Origin of the sequence: Sulfurovum sp. XGS-02 (assembly GCF_023213175.1) — a bacterium.
GTDB lineage: Bacteria > Campylobacterota > Campylobacteria > Campylobacterales > Sulfurovaceae > Sulfurovum.
The window spans coordinates 537,282-554,240 of record NZ_CP093312.1; the positions used below are offsets into that span (position 1 = coordinate 537,282).

The 16,959-nt window shown below is 41.0% G+C and carries 18 protein-coding genes and 1 riboswitch; of the genes, 15 read left to right on the forward strand and 3 right to left on the reverse strand.

Annotation, left to right across the window (positions count from 1 at the left end; all coding sequences use genetic code 11):
• Nucleotide 1: 1 nt before the first annotated feature.
• Entirely contained in the window at nt 2-667 is a 666-nt protein-coding gene (locus MN086_RS02695) for a TlpA disulfide reductase family protein (RefSeq protein WP_248576518.1), read from the reverse strand.
• A 59-nt stretch (nt 668-726) separates the two neighbouring features.
• On the opposite strand from MN086_RS02695, the gene MN086_RS02700 reads away from it, so the two are divergent.
• The 7 genes from MN086_RS02700 (at nt 727) to MN086_RS02730 (ending at nt 6,088) form a co-directional block, all read left to right on the forward strand.
• Nucleotides 727-1,290: a 5-formyltetrahydrofolate cyclo-ligase gene (locus MN086_RS02700; RefSeq protein WP_248576519.1), complete on the forward strand. Its 564-nt coding sequence runs from the start codon at nt 727-729 to the stop codon at nt 1,288-1,290.
• A 92-nt stretch (nt 1,291-1,382) separates the two neighbouring features.
• Nucleotides 1,383-2,909 (forward strand): ribonuclease Y, encoded by a 1,527-nt coding sequence (gene rny / locus MN086_RS02705; protein WP_248576520.1) that lies wholly within the window; start codon nt 1,383-1,385, stop codon nt 2,907-2,909.
• A gap of 62 nt (nt 2,910-2,971) precedes the next feature.
• Complete coding sequence (locus tag MN086_RS02710; RefSeq protein WP_248576521.1) at nt 2,972-3,502, forward strand: peptidylprolyl isomerase; 531 nt, start codon at nt 2,972-2,974, stop codon at nt 3,500-3,502.
• The gene (cmoB, locus tag MN086_RS02715; protein ID WP_248576522.1) at nt 3,503-4,408 is read left to right on the forward strand and encodes a tRNA 5-methoxyuridine(34)/uridine 5-oxyacetic acid(34) synthase CmoB; all 906 of its coding nucleotides are present in this window, start codon (nt 3,503-3,505) and stop codon (nt 4,406-4,408) included.
• 134 nt (nt 4,409-4,542) lie between these two features.
• The gene (locus MN086_RS02720) at nt 4,543-5,202 is read left to right on the forward strand and encodes a winged helix-turn-helix domain-containing protein (RefSeq protein WP_008241732.1); all 660 of its coding nucleotides are present in this window, start codon (nt 4,543-4,545) and stop codon (nt 5,200-5,202) included.
• A gap of 195 nt (nt 5,203-5,397) precedes the next feature.
• Nucleotides 5,398-5,781, forward strand: a complete 384-nt coding sequence (locus MN086_RS02725) for a hotdog domain-containing protein (protein WP_248576523.1) — start codon at nt 5,398-5,400, stop codon at nt 5,779-5,781.
• Between the two features lie 52 nt (nt 5,782-5,833).
• Nucleotides 5,834-6,088: a hypothetical protein gene (locus MN086_RS02730; protein ID WP_248576524.1), complete on the forward strand. Its 255-nt coding sequence runs from the start codon at nt 5,834-5,836 to the stop codon at nt 6,086-6,088.
• Between the two features lie 14 nt (nt 6,089-6,102).
• Here the strand turns inward: MN086_RS02730 and MN086_RS02735 are convergent, their stop codons facing one another.
• Nucleotides 6,103-6,708 (reverse strand): MBL fold metallo-hydrolase, encoded by a 606-nt coding sequence (locus MN086_RS02735; RefSeq protein ID WP_248576525.1) that lies wholly within the window; start codon nt 6,706-6,708, stop codon nt 6,103-6,105.
• Nucleotides 6,709-6,722: 14 nt separating this feature from the next.
• Here MN086_RS02735 and MN086_RS02740 point away from each other — a divergent pair, with 14 nt between their 5' ends.
• The 5 genes from MN086_RS02740 to MN086_RS02760 all read left to right on the forward strand — a co-directional run bounded on the left by MN086_RS02740 (nt 6,723) and on the right by MN086_RS02760 (nt 12,351).
• Nucleotides 6,723-7,550 carry a ferritin-like domain-containing protein gene (locus MN086_RS02740; RefSeq protein WP_248576526.1) on the forward strand — a complete coding sequence of 276 codons (828 nt, stop codon included), beginning with the start codon at nt 6,723-6,725 and terminating at the stop codon, nt 7,548-7,550.
• On the forward strand, nt 7,547-8,458 hold the full coding sequence (locus tag MN086_RS02745; protein WP_248576527.1) for a tetraacyldisaccharide 4'-kinase: 912 nt from the start codon (nt 7,547-7,549) through the stop codon (nt 8,456-8,458). Before MN086_RS02740 ends, MN086_RS02745 begins: the two co-directional genes overlap by 4 nt.
• Nucleotides 8,455-9,306, forward strand: coding sequence for an acetylglutamate kinase (gene argB, locus MN086_RS02750; protein ID WP_248576528.1), 852 nt, complete (start codon nt 8,455-8,457; stop codon nt 9,304-9,306). The genes MN086_RS02745 and argB overlap by 4 nt, the downstream gene beginning before the upstream one ends.
• A 138-nt stretch (nt 9,307-9,444) precedes the next feature.
• A riboswitch (cyclic di-GMP riboswitch) is annotated at nt 9,445-9,519 on the forward strand.
• A gap of 250 nt (nt 9,520-9,769) precedes the next feature.
• Complete coding sequence (thrC, locus tag MN086_RS02755; RefSeq protein WP_248576529.1) at nt 9,770-11,236, forward strand: threonine synthase; 1,467 nt, start codon at nt 9,770-9,772, stop codon at nt 11,234-11,236.
• 14 nt (nt 11,237-11,250) lie between these two features.
• The gene (locus MN086_RS02760) at nt 11,251-12,351 is read left to right on the forward strand and encodes a 3D domain-containing protein (protein WP_248576530.1); all 1,101 of its coding nucleotides are present in this window, start codon (nt 11,251-11,253) and stop codon (nt 12,349-12,351) included.
• On the opposite strand, the gene abc-f is transcribed toward MN086_RS02760, so the two are convergent.
• Nucleotides 12,352-14,286 (reverse strand): ribosomal protection-like ABC-F family protein, encoded by a 1,935-nt coding sequence (gene abc-f / locus MN086_RS02765; protein ID WP_248576531.1) that lies wholly within the window; start codon nt 14,284-14,286, stop codon nt 12,352-12,354. It lies immediately after the preceding gene.
• 96 nt (nt 14,287-14,382) lie between these two features.
• Here abc-f and MN086_RS02770 point away from each other — a divergent pair, with 96 nt between their 5' ends.
• The 3 genes from MN086_RS02770 to MN086_RS02780 are packed head-to-tail and all read left to right on the forward strand — an operon-like array spanning nt 14,383 to nt 16,956.
• On the forward strand, nt 14,383-15,654 hold the full coding sequence (locus MN086_RS02770; RefSeq protein WP_248576532.1) for a M48 family metallopeptidase: 1,272 nt from the start codon (nt 14,383-14,385) through the stop codon (nt 15,652-15,654).
• Complete coding sequence (prmC, locus tag MN086_RS02775) at nt 15,644-16,480, forward strand: peptide chain release factor N(5)-glutamine methyltransferase (RefSeq protein ID WP_248576533.1); 837 nt, start codon at nt 15,644-15,646, stop codon at nt 16,478-16,480. Before MN086_RS02770 ends, prmC begins: the two co-directional genes overlap by 11 nt.
• 23 nt (nt 16,481-16,503) lie before the next feature.
• Nucleotides 16,504-16,956 (forward strand): DUF4149 domain-containing protein, encoded by a 453-nt coding sequence (locus MN086_RS02780; protein WP_248576534.1) that lies wholly within the window; start codon nt 16,504-16,506, stop codon nt 16,954-16,956.
• Nucleotides 16,957-16,959 lie beyond the last annotated feature (3 nt).

Genomic DNA, 16,959 nt, shown 5'->3' on the forward strand with positions numbered 1-16,959 from the left:
ATTACCTTGCTTCTAATTGTTTTTTTGCTTGTTGTATATCGTATTCTATCATCTCTACGGGAACGGTACCTTCATAATGTGTGAAGTACTCACCTTTGAGATAGATTACCGTCAGTGGAATGGGAAAATTCTTGGGTAAGTGGAGTGTCGTTGCTAGCCAATCTGCAAACGCATCGTTTTCTTTACCGTTGGAGATAAAATAATTAATTTGGTTTTTTGCCATAAAGCTCTCCAATGCATCTTGCATAATAGTGTCATGGGTCAGTATACCTGCGACAAAGAGTTCTTCTTTGTATTTTTTCTGAAGATCATTCAAATAGGGTATTTCGCCGATACAAGGAGGACACCATGTAGCAAAAAGGTTTACAAGGACAATCGGTTGTGTCGTATCCTGAAAAATGACTTTTTCTCCAGAGATGGCCACTTTATGACTTTTCACTTTCGAGTTGATGAGCGTAAAGACCTTTGAGGGTGTTTCGGGTAGAGATGACTTCATTGGAGGAAGCACACCTTCTTGTACCTTTTTCTCTTTTTTTACAATCACTTCAGTAGTGTTTTCTGTGGGAATAGGGGTGGATTCTGGTTGTTTCTCTTCCTCCCAGACAAAGATGATCAAAATAATGAGCAGTAATAATAATGAAAGAAGCACAGCTATTTTTTTATGCACACAGACCCTTTTGGTATAATTAGTCTGGCGATTATAGCCAAAGAGCAATAAATAATAAGATGAATAGACGGATGAGTATGACAAAAGAGGTTAAAAAAAAACAATTTAGATGTGAGAGCCTGGAACGGTTAAAAAGGGTTTCAGGATGTGGCAGTTATAAAAGAGATAAGACAATAGTACAGGCACTCTATCAATATATTGTAGAGAATAAAGCGCACACGGTGATGCTTTATATCCCTTTGGGAACAGAGGTGAACATCTATCCTCTCATACAGAGATTGCGTATGGAGAAGAGAGTGCTCTATGTACCATTTATGGAAGGTGCAAGTTTTAGGTTGGTAAAATATAGACTTCCACTAAAGAGAAAGCAGTTTGGGATCAAAGAACCCAATGATTCAAAACAATACAGAACAAAAAATATAGATATTTCTATTGTACCTATTGTGGGAGTAGATACGACACTGAGACGTGTTGGATTCGGTAAAGGTATGTATGATAGATTTTATGAAAAACAGAATAGATATATAAAAAAAACAGTTTTTGTAGCGCGTGAATTGTGTTACAGCGAAGAGATCATAACAGATGATCATGATGTAAAAGCAGACATGATCATCACCGCTTAAACAGGTTTTGCCAAAAGCAAATCCTGGATGATCGAATGGCATGTGAACCTGGTTCGTATGTTAGGGGACATGTAATGACCGAAGGATAAGTAATGTTAGGGATAATAGGAGTTTCAGGTATAGCGGGTGCAGCTATAGGGACAGGTGTGTGTTACCTGTGGTTAAAAAAGAGCACGAAGAACAAATTTTCATATATAGAATCAGAAGCAAAAGCCAAGGCCAATGCGATAGAGAAAGAGACGGAACTTTTACTCAAATCTGCGCATGTAAAGATCAAAGAGAACGAGTTGGAACAAGAGCGTGAATTTCAAAAACGTGTGGCAAAGGTAGATGAACGTAACCGTACCTTGATCTTGAAAACCAAAGAGCTGACCTCTAAAGAAGAGAGTTTAAGACTCTTGGAGAAGAGGGTATTGGAAAAAGAGAAGCAGTTAGAAAAACTTGAGAAAAGAAAACAAGAAGAGATCGCTAATACGGTTGATAAAATGCAGCATATCGCTTCTTTGACAAAAGAGGAAGCAAAAGCCTATATTTTAGAAAAGGTAGAAGAACAGAGCCGTGCAGATGTTGCGACTATTGTACGTAAGTATGAACAGATAGCAAAAGAAGAGGGTGAACGAAAGGCCAATTATATTTTGGCACAGGCAACCACGCGTTATGCAGGCGATTTTGCAGGTGAGCGTCTGATCAACCTTGTAAACCTGCCAAGTGATGAACACAAAGGGCGTATCATCGGCAAAGAGGGTAGGAACATCAAGACACTGGAGATGCTCTTGGGGGTAGATATCGTGATAGATGAGACACCGGGTGTGATCCTTGTAAGCAGTTTTAATCTCTACCGGAGGGCTATTGCAACCAGGGTGATAGAGATACTGGTGGAAGATGGACGTATACATCCGGGTCGTATAGAGGAGGTCCATGCAAAGGTGGAAGAGGAGTTTGAACAAAAAACCTTTGAAGAGGGTGAAAATATACTGATTGAACTAGGGCTTTTCCCTATGCATGAAGAACTTGTGAAACTTTTGGGTCGTATGAAATATAGAGCCAGCTATGGGCAGAATGCTCTGGCACATACCCTGGAGGTAGCCAAACTTTCACGTGTCATGGCAGCGGAAATGGGCGGAGATGAAAAACTTGCGCTTCGTGCCGGTCTCCTGCATGATATCGGCAAAGCCCTGACACAGGACCTGGGCGGCTCACACGTAGATATCGGTGTGGAGCTTTGTCGTAAACATGGAGAACACCCTACGGTCATCAATGCCATCTATGCCCATCACGGATATGAAGAACCGGACTCTGTAGAGAGTGCTGCGGTATGTGCTGCAGATAAACTCTCTGCAGCAAGACCCGGAGCCAGAAGAGAAGTGCTTGAAAGCTTTACAAAGCGTGTGAAAGAGGTTGAAGATATTGCCTTGAGTAAAGAGTATGTGACTCAAGCCTTTGCCATTAATGCAGGGAGAGAGATACGTGTCTTTGTGAATGCCCAAAAGATGAATGACAATGAAACCGTACTCTTAAGTAAAGAGATTGCCAAAGAGATAGAGGAAAAAGTACAGTACCCCGGTGATATAAAAGTGAATGTGATACGGGAAACACGTGCTGTCAATTATGCGAAATAAACGTTAAACGCGTTATAATACAAGTACATATTAAATAGATACATTATGAAAAGGATGGATGGATGAAAAGATTATTGGTCGCTTTACTGTTTGTAGGTTTGACTGTTCAAACCTACGCAAAAGATACTATCGTGGTACTTGAAACCAATGTAGGGAAAATAGAATTAAAAATGTATCCGGAAGTGGCACCGCTTGCAGTTGAGAACTTTACTACGCATGTGAAAAACGGTTACTACAACGGGCTTATTTTTCATAGGATCATTAAAGGTTTCATGATTCAGGGCGGCGATCCTACAGGTACAGGAAGAGGTGGTGAGTCTATCTGGAAAAAAGATTTTAAAGACGAATTCGCACCCAATGTGGTATTTGACAGACCGATGTTATTGGCTATGGCAAACCGTGGACCTAAAACAAACGGAAGCCAGTTTTTCATCACACTTGCGCCAACCCCTTGGTTAAACGGTAAACATACGATCTTTGGTGAAGTGATTTCCGGTGAAGAAGCAGTACGTAAGATGGAAAATGTTTCTACAGGTAGAGGCGACAGACCCATGTTCGATCAGATTATTAAAAAAGCGTATATCAAACAATAGATGGATTTAAACAGTTTACGAGACGAGCGTAAGAAATGGCTCACGTGGAAAAATATCGCACCTTTTCAGGAAGCCATCAGATCGCTTAAAACGTATGAAGATGTTGAGGTAAAGCTTGGAGACAGGGTTGAGGTTCAGATCAAGGACCTCAGTCCACAAGATGCGCAGCAGATAAAAGAGACGGCACTTTTGATGAAGCCCTGGCGAAAAGGGCCCTTTCAGATCAATGATCTTTTTATAGACTCTGAATGGCAAAGCCAAATTAAATACAATCTGCTTGAACCCTACTTTGACCTAAAAGACAAGGTTGTTGGTGACATAGGATGCAACAATGGCTATTATCTGTTTCGTATGTTGTCCCAAGCACCTAAAAAACTTATAGGGTTTGACCCCTCTGCCATCTACTATTCCCAGTTTCAGTTCATCAACCATTTTATCAAGTCTGATATTGTCTATGAACTTTTAGGGGTAGAGCATGTAGAGTTCTATGAACACAAGTTCGATACACTCTTCTGTTTGGGTGTACTCTATCACAGGTCTGATCCTGTTGCCATGCTCAAATCTCTCTTTAAGGGTCTTAATAAAGGCGGTGAGCTCATTTTAGATACCTTTATGATAGATGGTGAAGGTGAGATGTGCCTGACGCCTAGAGACCGTTATTCAAAGATACCGAATATCTATTTCGTACCTACGGTGAATGCTTTAAAGAACTGGTGCTTCAGGGCAGGGTTTGAAACCGTTGAAGTGTTGGAGATCATGAAAACTGAACCTACGGAACAGAGAAAAACAGAGTGGATAGAGACGCAAAGCCTGGAAGATTTCCTGGATCCTGACGATCATACGAAGACCGTTGAGGGATATCCTGCACCCAAAAGGGTCTACATCAAGGCAATGAAATCACTTTAAAACAGCTTAAAAAGCTTCATTCTTAAAGTTACTTTTATTTTTAAATAAGGTTGATTTAGCTATAAATACGCTAATAAAAGCAAAAAGTCGACAAAATTTAAGTTTTGGAGACTTTCTTACTGGATTGGAAAAGAATGAGAATATTAACGGTAGGTTTCAACGATGAATACGTTAAGGAACTTGAAAAAGAGTTAGATAAATACTTTATTTGTATTGTTGACAATGCGAAAGATATGTATGATGCAACCAACTTTACAGACTTTAGACACTATGAACTGGTTGTGATCGTAGATGAAGGTGTGAAGTTTTCACTAGAGCGTTACGTGAATGAAGTCAAAAAGAAAAAGAGTGAAACGAAGATTATGATCTTGACAAATAATGTCAAAGCACAATCAGCTTTCTTCTCTTTAGGTGTAGATGATGTGATCTATCAGCATGGTGAATACCCTGATCTTATCGCTGCAAGAGTTTTAGCGAACATGAGACATCTCTTCGGGACACAGGTGAACATCGATAAACTTGTGATCGACATTGCGAACAAAAAGATCGAATATGATGAGAAAATCGTTTCTCTCAACGGCAAGACATTTGATATCTTGGCATACCTTGCACTTCGTAAACAACGTGTTTTCTCGAAAGATGAGATCATCAATGCACTCTGGGAAGAGCCAGAGTATGTCAGCGATAACACGGTTGAAGTGGCGATCAATCAGATCAGAAAGAGATTGAAAAGTATTTTGGGTTTCCAGGTGATCCATACGGTGCGTAGACGCGGGTATAAATTTTCATACTAAACTTTTTTTCTTCCCATCATCATGATGGGAATATAGCTTTCCACTTTTTCTATTTTGTACATATTCCCCCTTATTTTAACTGTGATGTTATTTCTCTCGAATCGCTTCGCTTACAAGGTCATTCGAAATGACAAGGCAGACAGTGTGATTCATAGGTTGTTTTGCTATAATCTTCAAAAACGTTGAGGATAGCCTATGCAATTAAATACCCATCTAAATATCAATACGTCACTTTGTGGAAAAGTGACCAAGCTTAAAGAAAATTATGCAGAGGTTCTGCTGCATACCACACAGCAGATGGCAGCGGATAGTCAGGGATTGGTCCATGGCGGTTTTATCTTCGGTGCAGCAGATTATGCAGCTATGTCCGCAGTGAACGATCCTTATGTGGTGCTGGGTGCTTCAAGTTCGAAATTCATAGCACCTGTAAAGGTTGGTGACTCAGTACTGTGTAAAGCTTTGGTTGTCAATAGTCAAGGTAAGAAATCTGAGGTAGAAGTAGAGGGGTTTGTCAATGGAAAGTTAGTCTTTGAAGGTATCTTTACAACGTTCGTATTGTCTTCGCATGTTCTAGGCTAACAGAAGCTTATGCTATACTTCATTTTTTAAATACAAATCAAGGTAAATGACAATGAAAAAATTCTTTCTCTATGTGTTTCTGGCTCTGGCAGTATTGGCAGCAATCTTTACATATATTCTTTACAGCGAAGGGGCATTTGAAACTTATGAACCTGAACCAAAAAGTGAACTGAAACCTTTTATGAAGTGTGAAGCAGGAAAGTGTGGCACAGGAAAACCGGAAACGGTAGAAAAGAGTGATCTAACACCTTCCATGAAGTGTGAGACTGGAAAATGTGCTACAGGAAAATGCGGTGAGGCTCAATAGATCAGAGTAGAGGATCAAATACTCCTCTTCACCTGCTCTATCCAAAAAGGTATGACCTTTTGTTCTGCTTTAAGGGTCGTGCTCATCCCATGGCCGGGATAGATCGTATAATCATCCTCTATGGTAAGTGCTTTTTCCAAACTCTTCACCATATCTTCTCCGCTTGATGAAGGGAAATCCCATCTTCCGATACTTTGTTCAAAAAGAAAGTCTCCACTGAACCATACATCATCGATCTCTATAATGGAACAGCCAGGCGTATGTCCCGGAAAGTGACGGTATTTGATCTTTACCCCCTCAATGGTCATTGCTTCATCACCTACGATGATATAGTCTGGTTCACTTGGAGGCGTACCTTGCCCAAGAGGATCGTCAGTAAGCATAAAGACATCCCCTTTGGGACAATAGATAGGAAGCCTGAGTTTCTCCTGGACCTCTGCATTTGACCATACATGATCAAAATGACCATGCGTATTGAGTATCGCAACGGGATTGGTGACATTGTCAAGTACCCATTGGGTAGCACCCATTCCAGGGTCTATGATAAAATCTTTTCCCTCAACTGTAGCGATGTAACAGTTGGTTTGATAAGCGCCCATAGGTTGTATTTTGATTTGCATGATATAATTCTCCTATGAATATATTTAGTCTTTTAGAACGTGCCATTATCAGTGATAATATTCTTATAAAAGAGGAGTTGACCACTCAATGTTTGGCGTATTGTACCCAAAATGAAATAAGTTGTGATGGTGATTTTACACCTCAATTATTTTCAAAACCCTCCTATGCCTCCAAATGTCACATTGTGGATCCAAGAGATTTGCCTGCGAGAAAAGACTTTGAGAGTAAAGAGGGATTGGCCACATTGGTGCATGCCATTGCACACATAGAGTATTCTGCTATAGATCTGGCACTGGATGCCGTGTATCGTTACCCACAGATGCCTGGCGAGTATAAAGTAGATTGGCTGGAAGTTGCCAGTGATGAGATACGACACTTTAAAATGCTACAGAGACTATTGGCAGAGCTTGGATATAGCTATGGAGATTTTCCTGTACATTGTGGACTTTTTGATGCAGCTGAGCACAGTGCAGGGAATATTTTGGAGCGTATGGCGATTATCCCGCGTTACTATGAAGCATCAGGTCTGGATGTCAGTCCCCAGATCATGAAAAAACTGGATAACAAGCGTAAAAACCCTCAGGTGAAAAAACTTATAGAGGCACTGCATGTCATCTATGAGGAAGAGATAGACCATGTACACAAAGGTGATAAGTGGTTTAAATACCTCTGTAAAGCTACAGGAAAAGTAGAGGGGAGCGAAGAAGAGGTCTATTTTGAGATACTTGAACGCTATAAGCTGCTCTCGAAACACCGTCCCTATGTTAATGTGGAAGCCAGAAAAGAGGCGGGATTCTCTTGTTCTGAGATCAAAAAATTGGGTGCTAAGGAGTGTTCATGAGAGCATTTTTAGAAGAGATGTTCTTTGTACCAAAGTGGTATCATTATCCTTTTATCCTGCTTCTGCTTCCTCTTTCCATTCTCTACGGGATCATCATGTCTTTGCGAAGAATGATCATTTCCCCAAAAGAGTTCGGTATTCCCATCATCTCTGTGGGGAATCTTATCGTTGGAGGGAGCGGGAAGACACCTTTTGTCATCGCACTTGCTTCACGGCTTGAAGGTGTGGTGATCATCTCCCGTGGGTATGGCCGTAAAAGCAAAGGGCTGGTCGAGGTCAGTTCTGAAGGCAGAATACTGGTCGATGTGACACAGAGCGGAGATGAACCTATGCTGATGGCACAGTCACTGCCTCATGCAAGTGTGATTGTCAGTGAAGAGAGGGCATTGGCTATAGCACTGGCCAAAGAGAAAGGTGCAAAGTGTATTATTTTGGATGATGGATTTAACCGTGTTGAGATAGACAAGTATGACATTATCCTTGAGCCTTCAGTGGTCAAAAATTATCTGCCTTTCCCCGCAGGGGCATTTAGGGAATTCTGGTTCAATCAAAAGTATGCAGATATCGTAGCAAAAGAGGGAGAGGCATTCCATAGACACGTAGCATTTGAGAACCTTCAACCCAGCATGGTACTGGTAACGGCTATTTCAAATCCGCATAGATTGGATGCCTATCTGCCAGAGGGAGTGGTTCACAAGGTTTATTTGGAAGATCATGCCTATTTTGAAGAAGAAAAACTTAAAATGCTTCTCTCTGAACACAAGGCCCAGAGTCTTCTTGTGACAGAAAAAGATGCAGTAAAAATGCAGGATTTTAAGTTGCCTATCTCTGAAATGAAGTTAAAATTACAGATTCAAGAGACTATCTTCACTCAGGTAGATGAATATATAAAGGGATATAGAGAATGAAAAGTAATATAAATGTTGTCAAAACACTGCTTGAGGCTTTACCGTTTATCAAAAAGTTTTCCAATGAAAAAATAGTGATCAAGTATGGGGGATCTGCCCAAACAAGTAATGAACTCAAAGAACAGTTCGCACAGGATATCGTATTGTTGCACCTTGTAGGGATGAAACCTATCATCGTACATGGCGGAGGTAAAAGTATTACAGACCTTCTTGCCAATCTAGGGGTAGATACGACGTTTATAGATGGACAGCGTGTCACGACCAAAGAGGTGATGCGTATTGCAGAGATGGTATTGAGCGGTGAGATCAACAAAGAGATCGTCTCCTTGCTTGACAACCATGGCTCTAAAGCCATTGGGATCTCTGGGAAAGATGGCGGTTTTCTAAAGGGTATCCCTAAAGATTTTGAAAAGTTCGGTTACACGGGTATCATCGAACATGTCAATCCCGAGATAGTCAATAACATCATTGAGGACGGTGCGATACCTGTGATCGCACCTATCGCAGGTAGCAGTACGATGGGACATCCCGGGTTCAATATCAATGCGGATCTTGCAGCAAGCAAAATAGCCGTAGCCCTGAAAGCAAGAAAAGTACTTTTCCTGACAGACACACCAGGTGTACTAGATAAAGAGATGCAGCTGATCACGAATCTGAGTATAGAAAAAACAGAGGCTCTCAAAGCAGATGGAACGATACAAGGAGGTATGGTACCTAAAGTGGATGCCTGTATCGAAGCGCTGCGTGGAGGTGTTAAAAAAGCACATATCATCGATGGCCGTGTAGAACATTCACTGCTTTTGGAAATTTTGACCAGTTCTGGTGTAGGGACCTGTATCGAACTCTAATACAGGATCGCTGGCAACAAAATAGTAGGTTAAAATGCGCTAAACAATAAAAAAATAATAAGTTTTTAAAATTTTTTTTAGAATTTAAGTTATTTCTCTTAGGTAAATGTGCTATAATTTTCTCATACGGTTATACTGTATTGAAAAAGCCAAGTTCATCGCGAGGTGGGTACGGAAAGTTATGGGTCTCACGTAGATCGCCAGACTACCAATAGAGATATAAACTCATTCTATCTTTTAGAAAGTTTCATTTCTTCTATTACCTGAGTATTTTAGTGTTTGTTTGTCTCTATGATTTTATTAGTTGACATTCTTTTCCCTAAATCATTCTTCTCCTATTATTGTAGGGCAAATAGATACTAGATACTTGAGTTTACTTCATACCTAGATTCCCCCTAATTTCTGACAATCCTTAGCTTATTTAGCTATAATTATCATTCATATAAACAGTAGGATACTATAGATGCAATTTATTGAGACACGGGGAAATGACGGACAGAAACCTTCATCTGTACCATTTTCAGAAGCGATACTCAGCCCAAGTGCTAGTTTTGGTGGGTTATATGTACCCAAAGAACTCCCAACTTTAGATAAAGAATTTTTAGAGGGACATCTCGCCAGCCATTATAAAACTTTGGCATTGGACTTTTTAGAGAAATTTGGTATAGATATTGAAACAGATGTACTGGTAGAAGCACTGAAAAGATATGATGCTTTTGATGACCCTTCAAATCCTGTGCCACTTTCCCAGATCGAAGACGACTGCTTTGTCTCTGAACTCTATCATGGGCCTACCAGAGCCTTTAAAGATATGGCATTGCAACCTTTTGGGTATGTGTTAAGTAAATTAGCACAAAAAAGAGGTGAACATTACCTGATCATGGCAGCAACAAGTGGAGATACGGGTCCTGCCACACTGGAAACATTTAAAGGTCAGGAAGGTGTACAGGTAGCATGTCTTTACCCTGATGGCGGCACATCTGATGTGCAAAGACTTCAAATGGTCACAGAAGACGCTTCAAATCTGAAAGTGATCGGTGTGAAGGGTAATTTTGACGATACGCAAAATACACTCAAAGATCTACTTGCCTCTGATGATTTTAAGGCAGAATTGGAAGAGAGAAATATCAAACTTTCAGCAGCGAACTCTGTAAACTTCGGACGTATCATCTTCCAGATCATTTACCATATCCACTCCTACCTGGAGTTGGTGCGTAAAGAGAGTATTCAAATGGGTGAGAAGATCTATCTGGTTGTTCCAAGCGGTAACTTCGGTAATGCATTGGGTGCTTATTATGCCAAAAAAGCAGGTTTGCCGATAGAGAAGATTCTTATTTCATCCAATATCAATAATATTTTGACTGATTGGATCACCAAGGGTACCTATGATCTTACGACACGTACATTGATACAGACAGAATCACCTGCCATGGATATCTTGAAAAGTTCAAATGTTGAACGTATCATGTTTGACAAATTCGGTGCTGCACGTACCAAAGAACTTATGGAAGGGTTGGCTAGAGACGGTAAGTATCAGTTAACCGAAGATGAACTTGCATTGTTGCGTGAAGATTTTGATGCCTCTTTCTCAGATGATGAAGAGTGTGAAGCCGTTGTAGGCGAATATGCTAAAAAAGGGTACATTATGGACCCCCATACTGCCACATGTATGAGAGCCTATAAAACATTAAGAGAGAAAGATCTCAAAACAGTGGTCTACTCGACTGCAGAATGGACCAAGTTCAGTCCGTCTGTTTCAAAATCATTGGGACATGAAGTCAAAGATGATGTTGAAGCATTGAAATGGGTGAGTGAACATGCCAATGTATCCGTACCTCCTATGATACACGGGCTGTTCGAAAAACCTGTGATCCATTCGGTCATCGTTGAAAAAGAATCCATTAAAGGAGAGATGTTAAACTTTTTATAGTTTAGCATAACGTAATGTCCAGAAATCACTTGAGATTTTTCTTATTATCCTATCTATGTCTAGAAACAGCCGCTGCAAAGTCGATGATAGACTGCAGGGTCATCACCGGTGGTATGACTGAGTGTAACCCTTACGGGGCAAAATTTCTTAAAGCCAAAGAGATCGTATATGATGGGAACAGACAAAAATTAATCAGGGCAAAAACGTTACCGGTGCCTGAAAAAAAGCGTTTTATCAAAGTGGTTTCCGTAGAGGATATGATAGAACGGCATGTAAAAGTCCAAGAGTCTGTACGTTTTAAGGGAAGTGAAAAAGTACCTACCGAGCACACAACAACAGAAGAAGCAGTCGCTCAAGTCATACTTGATGATAAAATAGAAGAGATAGAGACGTCAGAAGTCCCTCCCCGTATAGAAAGAGAACTAGTAGAAACAATCGCACCAGACGTACCTGAGAAACCTCAAATTATTTACGGTAAGTATAGCGTTGTAAGCGGCGATGCATTGAGTAAGATTGCAAAGAAGTTTGGGTTAAGAACAAAAGAGATTGCGAAAATGAACGGTATTAGTATTCAATCTCCTTTGCGTATCGGACAGAAACTCAAGCTCCCTTTTGAACAAAAAATGATCGATGCGATCTCTTCTTGCATCTATATCATTGAGAAGGGAGATACGATTATCTCCATTGCCAAAAAGTTTAAGCTTGAACCTAAGGAATTAATGCAATTTAATGGTATTAAACGCAAGGCAACTATACATATTGGTAAGACGTTAAGATTGCCACTTCCACATATCTTCATAAAAACAACGAAAAAGCTTAGAGTCACAGCTACTGCGTATACGTCACATGTAGGACAAACAGACCGTACACCTTTCCTGGCAGCATGGAATAATCGTCTCCGTCCGGGTATGAAGATCATTGCCGTCTCTAGAGATATGTTAACAAGATATGGTATGCGTAATGGGACAAAAGTGCGTATCGGCGGGTTACCTGGGTATTATACGGTACGTGACAAAATGAACAAACGCTACCAAAAACGTATAGATATCTATATGGGACTTGATAAAAGGAGAGCGCTGCGTTGGGGAAGACGCAGTGTCGTGGTGTACTGGTAATTAAAGAGACTCGAAGATCTCTAAAACTTCCAGATACCTGTCACTCTTTTCTTCATATATCTTTTCAAGCGTACTCAGTTCATCACTCAGTGCGGTCAGACCTTTTTCCTGATAACACTCCGGATCCTGTAAACATGCATTAATTGCAGCTATCTGCTGTTCCAGCGCTTCGATCTCATCAGGTAAGGTATCATAATCCCTTTGTTCTTTATAACTCAGTTTTGTCTGTTTTTTGGTACTTGCCGGTACCTCTTTTTTTACCGATGTCTTGACCTCTTGTTCGAGCGTATCAAGCTCTTTCATCTCTTTTTCGATCTCCAGGTACTCCGTATAGGTCTGATACGACTCTTCAACCACACCATTTCCTTTAAAGATAAAGAGTTTTGAGGCTATTTTGTCTATGAAGTAACGATCATGTGAAACAAAGAGTATGGCACCAGGAAAGTTGATGAGTTTCTCTTCCAGGATATTAATGGTCTGGATGTCCAGATCATTGGTAGGTTCATCGAGGATGAGGCAGTCTACTTTTTTAGTCAGGAGCAATGCCAATGCGACACGGTTCTTCTCTCCCCCAGAGAGCATACCTACCTTTTTAGCCAGGAACTCTTTAGGGAAAAGAAACGATTTAAGGTAGCCGTAGACGTGAAGATTTACACCCTGTACCTCTATGTGGTCTCCCCCGTCAGGACAAAAGGTTTCAATCAGTGTTTTTTCATCGTCAAGCATCTCTCTGTGCTGGTCAAAATAACCTACGGAAAAGTCTCCCTGCTTTATGATACCGCTCTGGGGTTTGATACGTCCGAGCATGAGTTTTAAAAGTGTAGATTTTCCTGCACCATTGATACCTACGATGGCTATTTTGTCTTTTTGAAGGATACGTGTCGTAAAGTTTTCTATCAGTTTTTTCCCTGGAACGGAGTATGAGATGTTCTCAAGTTCAAAAAGCATCTTTTTTCTTGATACCCCTTCATCACGGTTAAAATGTTTTTTCTCACGTTCAAGTTCTACCATCATCTTTCGAATGAGTGTAGGGTTTTTCTTTGCTTCATCACGGAGCTCAAAAACACGTTTTTTACGTCCTTGATTACGTTTTTCTCTGGCTCTTACTCCTTTTCTGAGCCACGCTTCTTCCTGTTTAAGAAGTCTCAGAAGGTTTTCATGTCCTTTTTGCAAAGCATGCATACGTGCTTCTTTTTGTTCCAGGTAGCTCATGTAACCGCCTGTATAACTCACAAGCTTCTGATTGTCCACCTCTACCACACGTGTGGCAACTGTGTCGATAAAATGCCTGTCGTGCGAGATAAAGAGGAGGGTGAAATTCCCTTTGAGAAGCATCTCTTCTAAAAACTCGACCATATAGACATCAAGGTGGTTGGTCGGCTCGTCAAGAAGCAATACATCGGGTTTTTTGAGTATAAGAGATGCCAGTGCCACACGGCGTTGTTCTCCTCCGGAAAGGGAGACTACAGGACGGTCCTCATAGGCTTTGAGCTGAAACTCCTGCATCACACGTTCTATCTTGTCATCAAGGTTCCAGGCATTATGATGGTCCAGAAAAGAAGATACTTTTTCCAGTTGGGTGAGCAGTTCTTCATTTTCAAAGTCTTCAGATACTTTGAGACTTAACGCATCATACGCCTCTTTGGCTTCTTTGAGCTCAGTCAGTTCATTGAATATTGCTTCTCTGACTGAAAGAGCCGGATCGAAGTGAGGCTGTTGTGCGAGCATCTCTACCTGTATCGCACTGTTCACCACTCTTTTCCCGTCGGTAGGTTCCTCTTCTCCCATGATGATCTTCATCAGTGTGGATTTTCCACAGCCGTTTTGACCCACGATCGTGACACGTTCACCCTCATCCAAATGAAAATCAACCCCATTCAGAAGTAATTTGATGTCATATTGTTTTTTGATGTCAAAGAGATCAATGAGTGCCAAAATGGTTCCTTGTAATAGATTGCTGCAATTATAGCAAATAGAGTGGCCTTTAAGGCTTGATTTGGTATATTTCACCATTATATACCAAGGAAAATTATGCTAGAAACCATTATTATTTTTTACTCTCTCTATACCTTTATGAAACTCTATATCTCTGCTATGCAGATAGGGTATATTAATGAAGAAAAAAGAAAAACACCTGTATTGATGCCGGCAGACAAGTACCTTACAGCAGCAAATTATGCAGTGGCCAATGAGAAACTTTCTATGGTGACCACATTTGTGGACTATCTGGTATTTATCTGGTGGGTATTTGCAGGATTTGCCTGGCTCTCATCGGTAGTTCCGATAGAAGGAAGTATTATGCAGGCCGTCGTGTTCCTCTTTGGTTTCATCATAGTCAATTATGTGATAGGACTCCCTTTCGAACTCTATCAGAAGTTCAAGATAGATGAAGCGTTCGGATTTAACAAAATGACTGCGAAAATGTATATAAACGACATGCTAAAGACAAGCCTGCTGTTTTTCATTTTGGGTGGTGCAGTTTTTGCACTTTTATCCTGGATCATACAGAGCTATGCAACATGGTGGGTATGGGGATTTGCAGCCATGTTCACCGTAGCTGTGATGGCAAATCTTCTGGCTCCCACCTTTATGGCTCTGTTTAACAAATTTTCTCCAATAGAGGAGGGTGAACTTAAAGAAAAGATCACGGCTATGATGAATGAGGCAGGACTTAAAAGTGACGGTATCTTTGTGATGGATGCCAGTAAACGTGACAGCCGTCTCAATGCATTTTTCGGTGGACTAGGGAAGAGTAAACGAGTGGTTCTTTTTGATACGCTTTTAGAAAAACTGAATACTAAAGAGCTCCTTGCGGTACTGGGACATGAATTGGGGCATTTCTCACATGGTGATATTTGGAAAAATATCGGGTTGATAGGTGTGCTTCTGTTCATTGCATTTTATCTCTTTGGACATTTGCCTGATGCACTCTTTACACAGATGGGAGTGATCCCTGAATCAGGGGTACAGATAGCGATGTTGATGTTGCTCTTACCGCTTTTAAGTTTTGTTTTTACACCGTTCATGTCCTATGTAAGCCGTCATAATGAGTATGCAGCCGATGAGTACGGTTCGCAAATGGGTGGTAAAGAAAACCTCGTTTCCGCACTGATGAAACTTGTGACAGAGAACAAAGCCTTCCCAAAATCACACCCATTGGTGATCTTCTTTTACTATACGCATCCACCGGTACTTGAAAGACTCAAGGAGTTAGGTTTTGATGCATCCAATACGATCGTAGGTGAAGAAGCAACATTGCCAAAAGAGGGTATCTTTGCACATATGGACAGAAATGACGATTAAAGAAGGGCTTTTATGGGCCAAAGAAACACTTAAAGAGGCATGTGAACGTCCTGCTTTTGAAGCGGAACTGCTCTTGGCCTATCATCTTGGACAGGACAGGTCTTATTTACTGATACACGAGGGGGAAACTTTCCCTAATGTGGATCAATTTAAAAAACTCATTCAAAGACGAGCTGCACATGAGCCATACGAATATATCGTGGGGTCTGCCAGCTTTTATGACATTCATCTGGAAGTAGAAAAGGGGGTACTGATACCCCGTCCTGAGACGGAGATACTCATAGACCTCGTCGCAGAGATCATAGAAAAAGAGAAGATCACCCGTATCGCTGAAATAGGTGTGGGTTCTGGTGCCATCTCCATTGTGTTGGCCAGAAAGTTTCCTCAGCTTCGGATCATCGCCACAGATATCTGTGACACCCCACTCAAAGTGGCAAAGAAAAACATTGAAAGATTCGGTGTGGAACAACAGATAGAACTCCGAAAGTCACATCTTATAGATGAGGTTCCTGAAGATCTGGAACTGGTGGTCTCCAACCCTCCTTATATCGCAGAAGATTTCTTACTTGAATCCAATGTCATCGACTATGAACCCAAAGAAGCACTATTTGGCGGAAGTGTAGGGGATGAGCTGCTCAAAGAGATCATTTTGGATGTGAAGGAGAAAGGTGTGAAATACCTTGCTTGCGAGATGGGGTATGACCAAAAGGAACCACTCCAAGCATTTGTTAATGAAATCGGTGTAGAATACATAGAGTTTTATAAGGACCTGGCAGAGTTTGACCGTGGGTTTGTGATTAAATTTAAAGAGAGTGAGTCAATATGAATAGATATTTTAGAATGGTAACCATGACCTACCTTATATTTTTGAGCGCGGTACTCGGAGCAGGACTTTTTGCGGGTATCGTAGTCGCCCCTGTGACTTTTCATACCGAACAGTGGTTAGGTTCTGAAGTACTTACGCAGTTTCAAGAGGGACAGATCATGACAGAGAATTTTTTGAGGCTCTCTTATCTGGTCAATGTGCTGCTTGTCTCTGTGGTACTGTATGAAGGGTATAAGTTTAAAAAGTTCGAGAGAGACACGCTGACACAGGTTGCGACATTTTTTGTATTGGCTACAGGATTACTATTTTCCCAGTATTATATCCCAGATATTATCGCAATGCAGACACAGGGAGTGGAGGCAACCACATCGGTAGCCTTTGTTAATACGCACAAGGGAAGCGAGATCAATTTCAAGATCTTTTCTGTGGCACTGCTTGTCCTCATCGTACAAAATATGCGTAAGGCTTGTAAATAGTCG

Coding starts and splice junctions, on each gene's coding strand:
- MN086_RS02700 (WP_248576519.1), top strand. CDS start 727: ATGAATAGACGGATGAGTATGACAAAAGAGGTTAAAAAAAAACAATTT.
- rny (WP_248576520.1), top strand. CDS start 1,383: ATGTTAGGGATAATAGGAGTTTCAGGTATAGCGGGTGCAGCTATAGGG.
- MN086_RS02710 (WP_248576521.1), top strand. CDS start 2,972: ATGAAAAGATTATTGGTCGCTTTACTGTTTGTAGGTTTGACTGTTCAA.
- cmoB (WP_248576522.1), top strand. CDS start 3,503: ATGGATTTAAACAGTTTACGAGACGAGCGTAAGAAATGGCTCACGTGG.
- MN086_RS02720 (WP_008241732.1), top strand. CDS start 4,543: ATGAGAATATTAACGGTAGGTTTCAACGATGAATACGTTAAGGAACTT.
- MN086_RS02725 (WP_248576523.1), top strand. CDS start 5,398: ATGCAATTAAATACCCATCTAAATATCAATACGTCACTTTGTGGAAAA.
- MN086_RS02730 (WP_248576524.1), top strand. CDS start 5,834: ATGAAAAAATTCTTTCTCTATGTGTTTCTGGCTCTGGCAGTATTGGCA.
- MN086_RS02735 (WP_248576525.1), bottom strand. CDS start 6,708: ATGCAAATCAAAATACAACCTATGGGCGCTTATCAAACCAACTGTTAC.
- MN086_RS02740 (WP_248576526.1), top strand. CDS start 6,723: ATGAATATATTTAGTCTTTTAGAACGTGCCATTATCAGTGATAATATT.
- MN086_RS02745 (WP_248576527.1), top strand. CDS start 7,547: ATGAGAGCATTTTTAGAAGAGATGTTCTTTGTACCAAAGTGGTATCAT.
- argB (WP_248576528.1), top strand. CDS start 8,455: ATGAAAAGTAATATAAATGTTGTCAAAACACTGCTTGAGGCTTTACCG.
- thrC (WP_248576529.1), top strand. CDS start 9,770: ATGCAATTTATTGAGACACGGGGAAATGACGGACAGAAACCTTCATCT.
- MN086_RS02760 (WP_248576530.1), top strand. CDS start 11,251: ATGTCCAGAAATCACTTGAGATTTTTCTTATTATCCTATCTATGTCTA.
- MN086_RS02770 (WP_248576532.1), top strand. CDS start 14,383: ATGCTAGAAACCATTATTATTTTTTACTCTCTCTATACCTTTATGAAA.
- prmC (WP_248576533.1), top strand. CDS start 15,644: ATGACGATTAAAGAAGGGCTTTTATGGGCCAAAGAAACACTTAAAGAG.
- MN086_RS02780 (WP_248576534.1), top strand. CDS start 16,504: ATGACCTACCTTATATTTTTGAGCGCGGTACTCGGAGCAGGACTTTTT.